Origin of the sequence: Inquilinus sp., from assembly GCF_039594555.1 — a bacterium.
GTDB lineage: Bacteria > Pseudomonadota > Alphaproteobacteria > DSM-16000 > Inquilinaceae > Inquilinus.
In genome coordinates this window covers 1-6075 of the sequence record NZ_JBCNNF010000416.1, presented here as the reverse complement: position 1 = coordinate 6075, position 6075 = coordinate 1, and the positions used below count along the sequence as shown (strand labels likewise).

General features: G+C 70.7%; 8 protein-coding genes. 5 read left to right on the top strand and 3 right to left on the bottom strand.

Annotated features, from left to right (window positions below):
- Positions 1-69 precede the first annotated feature (69 nt).
- Entirely contained in the window at positions 70-1092 is a 1023-nt protein-coding gene (locus tag ABDW35_RS30355; RefSeq protein WP_343717576.1) for an NADP-dependent oxidoreductase, read from the top strand.
- A gap of 6 nt (positions 1093-1098) precedes the next feature.
- Here the strand turns inward: ABDW35_RS30355 and ABDW35_RS30350 are convergent, their stop codons facing one another.
- Together ABDW35_RS30350 and ABDW35_RS30345 are read right to left on the bottom strand one after the other, a co-directional pair.
- Positions 1099-1293 (bottom strand): hypothetical protein, encoded by a 195-nt coding sequence (locus tag ABDW35_RS30350; RefSeq protein WP_343717575.1) that lies wholly within the window; start codon positions 1291-1293, stop codon positions 1099-1101.
- Positions 1290-1478, bottom strand: coding sequence for a hypothetical protein (locus ABDW35_RS30345; protein WP_343717574.1), 189 nt, complete (start codon positions 1476-1478; stop codon positions 1290-1292). The genes ABDW35_RS30350 and ABDW35_RS30345 overlap by 4 nt, the downstream gene beginning before the upstream one ends.
- 227 nt (positions 1479-1705) lie before the next feature.
- On the opposite strand from ABDW35_RS30345, the gene ABDW35_RS30340 reads away from it, so the two are divergent.
- Positions 1706-2650 (top strand): LysR family transcriptional regulator, encoded by a 945-nt coding sequence (locus ABDW35_RS30340; protein ID WP_343717573.1) that lies wholly within the window; start codon positions 1706-1708, stop codon positions 2648-2650.
- 1 nt (position 2651) lies between these two features.
- Here the strand turns inward: ABDW35_RS30340 and ABDW35_RS30335 are convergent, their stop codons facing one another.
- A complete protein-coding gene (locus ABDW35_RS30335; protein WP_343717572.1) occupies positions 2652-3251 on the bottom strand; it encodes a LysE family translocator in 600 nt (199 codons plus the stop codon).
- Between the two features lie 95 nt (positions 3252-3346).
- Here ABDW35_RS30335 and ABDW35_RS30330 point away from each other — a divergent pair, with 95 nt between their 5' ends.
- The 3 genes from ABDW35_RS30330 to ABDW35_RS30320 form a co-directional block, all read left to right on the top strand.
- Positions 3347-3844, top strand: coding sequence for a TspO/MBR family protein (locus ABDW35_RS30330; RefSeq protein ID WP_343717571.1), 498 nt, complete (start codon positions 3347-3349; stop codon positions 3842-3844).
- A 52-nt stretch (positions 3845-3896) separates the two neighbouring features.
- The gene (locus ABDW35_RS30325; protein ID WP_343717570.1) at positions 3897-5297 is read left to right on the top strand and encodes an MATE family efflux transporter; all 1401 of its coding nucleotides are present in this window, start codon (positions 3897-3899) and stop codon (positions 5295-5297) included.
- Positions 5298-5484: 187 nt separating this feature from the next.
- The coding region (locus ABDW35_RS30320) for a DNA gyrase subunit A (RefSeq protein WP_343717577.1) at positions 5485-6075 on the top strand (591 nt) is incomplete at its 3' end.

Genomic DNA, 6075 nt, shown 5'->3' with positions numbered 1-6075 from the left:
TCGATCGAACCCCTTCATCATGCGCGACAATGATGCTTAGCTCCCGTCATGCGTAGATGGGAGCCCGTCATGAGCACCGATGTGAATCGCCGGATCCTGCTGGCCGCGCGCCCGGTCGGGGAGCCGGAGGACACCGATTTCCGCCTGGTCGAGGAGGCGGTGCCGGCGCCCGGGCCCGGCCAACTGCTGATCCGCACGCTGTGGCTGTCGCTCGACCCCTATATGCGCAGCCGGATGAGCGACGCGAAATCCTACGCGGCGCCGGTGGAGATCGGCCAGGTCATGGTCGGCGGCGCGGTCGGCCGCGTCGTCGCCTCGCACCATCCCGGCTTCGCCCCGGGCGACATCGTCGAGGGGCGCACCGGCTGGCAGGACTATGCGCTGTCCGATGGCGCCGGGCTGCGCAAGGTCGACCCGTCGCTGGGGCCGATCTCGACCGCCGTCGGCGTGCTCGGCATGCCGGGCATGACCGCCTATACCGGCCTGCTCACCATCGGCCAGCCCAAGCCGGGCGAGACCGTCGTCGTCTCCGCCGCCTCCGGCGCCGTCGGGGCGGTGGTCGGGCAGATCGCCAGGATCAAGGGCGCCCGCGTCGTCGGCATCGCCGGCGGGGCGGAGAAGGGGGCCTACCTGACCAGCGAGCTTGGCTTCGACGCCGCGGTCGACCACCGCGCGCCGGATTTCGCCGACCGGCTGCGCGCCGCCGTGCCGGACGGCATCGACGTCTATTTCGAGAATGTCGGCGGCGCGGTGTGGGAGGCGGTGTGGCCGCTCCTGAACCCCTTCGCCCGGGTCCCGGTCTGCGGCCTGATCGCCCAGTACAACACTGTCGGCCAGCCGGAAGGGCCGAACCGGATGCCGCAGATGATGCGCGAGGTGCTGTCGAAGCGGCTGACGCTGCGCGGCTTTATCGTCGGCGACTTCGCCGACCAGCACGCCGCCTTCCTGCGCGACGTCTCCGGCTGGATCCGCGACGGACGGCTGCGCTACCGCGAGGATGTGGCCGAAGGGCTGGAGAACGCACCCCGGACCTTCCTGCGGCTGTTCCGGGGCGAGAATTTCGGCAAGCTCCTGGTCAAGGTGGCGGAGTAGGGGCGCTCAGCGGCCGCGCGGTTCCGTGCTGCGCGGCGGCAGGCCGAGGTCGCGGCGGGCGGCATCGGTCAGCGTCTCGAGCCGCAGCCGGCCCGGCCGCCGCACCAGGCGCGCCGGCCCGCCGGAGAAACGCCGCCAGATCCGGCCCAGCAGGCCGACGGGGCGCTGCCGCAGCGGCAGGCGCAGGACATGGGTGCTCATGACGATCTCCTCGAAGAAGCCATCGCGATCGGGCAGGCCGCCGCCTTCGGCACCGACGGCGGCACCGTGTCGATGCCGTAGCCTCCGGTGATCACCGGGCCGGTCGCGTCGGACACCGTGACCACGGTCCTGGCCGGGGCGCCAGGCCGAGCCCGGTACATCACCACCTCCGTCAGCACGGCCATCCGATCCTCCATCCCCGGCCCCGGCGACCCGGGGCGATGATCGGAGACTACGCCACCCCTCCTGACATCATCCTGTCAGGAGAGATGCCTGGCAGGTGAGGTGCAGGGCCCGATGCATCGGGCGGTGATGAAGCAAAGGATGGCGGCGAACGTGGATGTACGCCATTCGACAAGTTCGAAGAGGGTCTGTACGTTTCCGTTCAGCAGGCGAGGCGGGGCCGGGCGCGATGGACTGGGATGATCTGCGGGTGATCCATGCGGTGGTCGGGACCGGCAGCCTGTCGGCGGCGGCGCGGCGCCTCGGCCTCAGCCAGCCCACCATCGGCCGGCGGGTCCAGGCGCTGGAGGAGCGGCTGGGCCTGATCCTGTTCGACCGCGGCGCCGACGGCTATCGCCCGACCCCGGCCCTGGAGGCGCTGCTGCCGCATCTGGATGCGATGGCGGAGGCAGGGGTGGCGTTGGAGCGGGAGGCGCGGATCCAGGCCGACCCCGGCACCGGGCTGGTGCGAGTCGCCGCCGATGGCTGGGCCAGCCGTTTCCTGGCCGAAAGGCTGCCGCGGCTGCGGGAAGCGCTGCCGGGCATCGACCTGGCGATCGATTTCGAGCGCGCCGTGCCGGATCTCGGCGGCGATTCGGTGCATCTCGGCGTCTACACCGCCGTGCCGGACCTGCCGGGCCTGCGCTCCCGCCTGGTGGCCCGCTCGGCCTACGCCGTCTATGGCCTGCGTTCTTATGTGGACCGTCACCCCGAGGCCTGGACCGAGGATCGCTTCGACCGCTGCGAGTGGGTCATCTACGACCGCGAGCGTGTCGGCGGCACCAGCCCGATCACCGCCGCCGCTCCAGTGCGGGCCCGGCTTGAAGCGGTGCCTGGACCGCGCGTCCTGCGCCTGACCACCACCGACCTGATCCTGTCGGCGCTGATGTCCGGGGCCGGCCTGGCGCTGATCCCGTGCTTCATCGGCGATGACGATCCTGAACTGGTGCGGGTGTCGCCGATCGTGCCGGAGATGGAGCACCGCTACCGCCTGGTCGTGCACCAGGATGTCGGCCGCTCGCCCCGCGTCGCCCGCGCCAAGGAGGCGATCGCCGCCCTGTTCGCCGCCGAGCGCCGGCTGATGGAGGGCGAGGCCGGCCCGGCCGAACCGGTCGGCGCGCCGGTCACGGCCTGAGCTAGCCCCGGCTGGCGATCAATGCCGCGGATCCGGCCATCATCGCGGCGGCCGAGCGGTTGACCAGCCGTAGCCGGCGCGGCGAGCGGAAGAAGCTGCGGGCCCGGGCGGCGCCGACCACATAGGCCGCCTGCACCGCGAGGTCGATGCCGATCTGCACGGCGAACACCGCGGCGATGCCGGCGGCGTCCAGCGTCGTCAGGTCGACCACCTGCGGCAGCACCGCGCCGTAGAACACCACCGCCTTCGGATTGCCCAGCGTCAGCGCCGCCCCGCCGAGCATCCCGCCGGTCCGTCGCGGTGCCGCCTCCGGCTCGGCCGCCGGGGCGCGCCACAGTTTCCAGGCGAGGAACGCGAGATAGGCAATGCCAGCCCATTTCACCGCGACGAAGACCGGCTCATAAGTCAGAGCCAACGCGGACAGGCCGAACACCGCCGCGGCCAGCCACAGCGCGTTGCCGGCGACCATGCCGAGCACGAAGGGCAGGGATTCGCCGGCGCCGCGCGACAGCACCCGTGCCACCAGCGCGGTTTGGGCCGGGCCGGGGATCATGGCGGCGATGGCAACGGGCACGGCGAACAAGGCGAGGGCGGTGATCATGGCGGCTCCGCTGGTTCGGCGAGGCGCAGGATAGTCCGGGGACTCGACCGCCGACAGCGCGTTCTAGATCAATCCCGTCTCGCGATGGAGGGATCATGACCGAATCGTTTTCCGCAGCTCGGCGCCCGCCGCTGTGGACGCTGGCCGCCGCGATGGCCGGCTGCCTTTTGCTCGGAATGCTGTCGGGCGTTCTCAGCGGCAGCGGCGACACCCCCTGGTACCGGGCGCTGGCCAAGGGGTCGCTGACCCCGCCGAACTGGGCGTTTCCGGTGGCCTGGACAATCCTGTACCTGCTGATGGGCGCCGCCGCTTGGCGGATCTGGCGCCGTCGCGACCGCCCCGGCGCCGGCACGGCCCTGGGCCTGTTCGCGGTCCAGCTGGTGATGAACCTGGCCTGGAGCCCGATGTTCTTCGGGCTGGAGAGCGTCACCCTCGGTGCAGTGATGATCGTGCCCGTCCTTCTCGCCGCCGCGGCCACCGCGATCGCCTTCCGGCGGGTCGACGGCGCCGCCGCGGCCATGCTGGTGCCTTATCTCCTCTGGCTGGCCTATGCGACGGCGGTCGCATGGCAGATCTGGCGTTTGAACGGCTGATCCCGTCGCGGCGCTGCTGCTACGGTGCCGCTCCAAGGGGAGGAGGGGCGCCGTGACGTACCAGGTTCCGATCCGGCCGGGCGAAAGCTGGATGCGCGCCCGGGTCCGGCGACATGTCCATGAGCTGACGCGCCTGGCCCTGCCGGTGATCGTCGCCCGCGCCGGGCTGATCCTGATGGCGCTGGTCGACACTCTCTTCGTCGGCCGCTACGGCAGCGCCGACCTCGCCCATCTCTCGATCGCCAATGCGCCGATCGGCAGCATGATCGGCACCTCCACCGGCCTGGTCATCGGCACGCTGGTGACCACCGCCAACGCGCTGGGCCGCAACCGGCCCGACGAATGCGGCGCGGTCTGGCACCGGGCGCTGATCTATGGCGGCGTCATCGGCCTGGCGCTGGCCATTCTGTGCCATTTCATCGAACCGCTGCTGGTCCTGACCGGGCAGACGCCGGAGCTGTCCAAGGCCGGCGCCGACATCGCCATCGTCCTCGGCTGGGGCATGCCGGCGGCGGTGATCTACACCGTCACCGCCTTCTTTCTCGAAGGGCTGAAGCGGCCGGTGCCGGGCATGATCGCGATGATCGGCGCCAATGTCCTGAACGCGCTGGTCAACTGGCTGCTGGTGTTCGGCGTCGCCGGGTTGCCGGAGCTCGGGGCGATGGGCGCCGCCTGGGCCAGCACCGCCTCGCGCGTGTTCCTGGCCGCCAGCCTGGTCGCCTATGTCTGGTGGATGCGCGACCGCGATGCCTACGGTATCCGCCGCTGGCGCGGCTGGCGCTGGCGCGACTGGTCGAAGCAGCGCCAGCTCGGCTATGGCGGCGGCCTCAGCATCTTCATCGAATCGGGCGCCTTCACCGCGCTGACCTTCTTCGCCGGTATTCTGGGCACCCTGCCGCTGGCCGCCTATTCGATCGGCCTCAACCTGATCGCGCTGATCTTCATGGTGGCGCTCGGCCTCGGCTCCGCCACCGCGGTCCGGGTCGGCATCGCCCATGGCCGGCGCGACCTGAAGGACATGGTGCTGGCCGGCTGGGTCGGCCTCGGCGTCAACAGCGTCGTCATGGTCGGGTTCGGCGCGACGCTGTGGATCTTCGCCCGGCCGATCGCCGAGGCTTACACCAGCGACCCAGCGCTGATTCCGCTGGTGGTGCCGGTGGTCGTGGTCTCGACCTTCATCCTGATCGTCGATGGCGGCCAGGTGGTGATGGCCAATGCGCTCCGCGGCCGCGGCGACGTCGTCGTGCCGACGCTGCTGCACACCATCTCCTACATCGTGGTGATGACGCCGCTGGGCTGGGTGCTGGGCGTCCATCTGCAGCGTGGCGCCACCGGCCTGTTCGAGGCGATCCTGATCGCCAGCGTGGTCTCGGTCGCCTTGCTGGCGTTCCGGTTCCACCTCCTGGCGCGGGGCGATGCCCGGGCCTCCGCAGGGGCGGGTGCCGCTGCCTGAGGAGGGCGTTCCCGAGGCCCCGGCGCGGCCGTGTAACGAATTGTTCGCAGGTGCGGAAACGTGCTAGCGTCGCCCCGCCCGGCAGGCTGTCCGGGCGCGTCCTTTTAGCAGCCCGGACAGTGCTTTGACCGAACGTTCGCCCACGCCGCCCCACTTCGACATCACCCCGGTGACGATCGAGGAGGAGATGCGGCGCTCCTACCTCGATTACGCCATGAGCGTGATCGTCTCCCGCGCCCTGCCGGATGTGCGCGACGGCCTCAAGCCGGTGCATCGCCGCATCCTGTTCGCGATGAAGGAAGGCGGCTACGATTCGACCAAGCCGTTCAAGAAGTCGGCCCGCGTCGTCGGCGACGTCATGGGTAAGTATCACCCCCATGGCGACACCGCGATCTACGACGCCATGGTGCGCATGGCGCAGGACTTCTCGATGCGGCTGCCGCTGATCCAGGGGCAGGGCAATTTCGGCTCGATGGACGGCGACCCGCCGGCGGCGATGCGGTACACCGAGGCGCGCCTGGCCAAGGCCGCCGAGGCGATGCTCGACGACATCGACAAGGACACGGTCGAGTTCCAGCCGAACTATGACGAGACCCAGTCCGAGCCGACGGTGGTGCCGGCGCGCTTCCCCAACCTGCTCGTCAACGGCGCGGGCGGCATCGCCGTCGGCATGGCCACCAACATCCCGCCGCACAATCTGGGCGAGGTGATCGACGCCTGCCTGGCCACCATCGACAGCCCGGACATCTCGATCGAGGAGCTGAACCAGATCGTGCCG

Excerpts from the sequence above, each read along its gene's own strand:
- ABDW35_RS30355 (WP_343717576.1), top strand. The coding sequence starts at position 70 with ATGAGCACCGATGTGAATCGCCGGATCCTGCTGGCCGCGCGCCCGGTC.
- ABDW35_RS30350 (WP_343717575.1), bottom strand. The coding sequence starts at position 1,293 with ATGAGCACCCATGTCCTGCGCCTGCCGCTGCGGCAGCGCCCCGTCGGC.
- ABDW35_RS30345 (WP_343717574.1), bottom strand. The coding sequence starts at position 1,478 with ATGGCCGTGCTGACGGAGGTGGTGATGTACCGGGCTCGGCCTGGCGCC.
- ABDW35_RS30340 (WP_343717573.1), top strand. The coding sequence starts at position 1,706 with ATGGACTGGGATGATCTGCGGGTGATCCATGCGGTGGTCGGGACCGGC.
- ABDW35_RS30335 (WP_343717572.1), bottom strand. The coding sequence starts at position 3,251 with ATGATCACCGCCCTCGCCTTGTTCGCCGTGCCCGTTGCCATCGCCGCC.
- ABDW35_RS30330 (WP_343717571.1), top strand. The coding sequence starts at position 3,347 with ATGACCGAATCGTTTTCCGCAGCTCGGCGCCCGCCGCTGTGGACGCTG.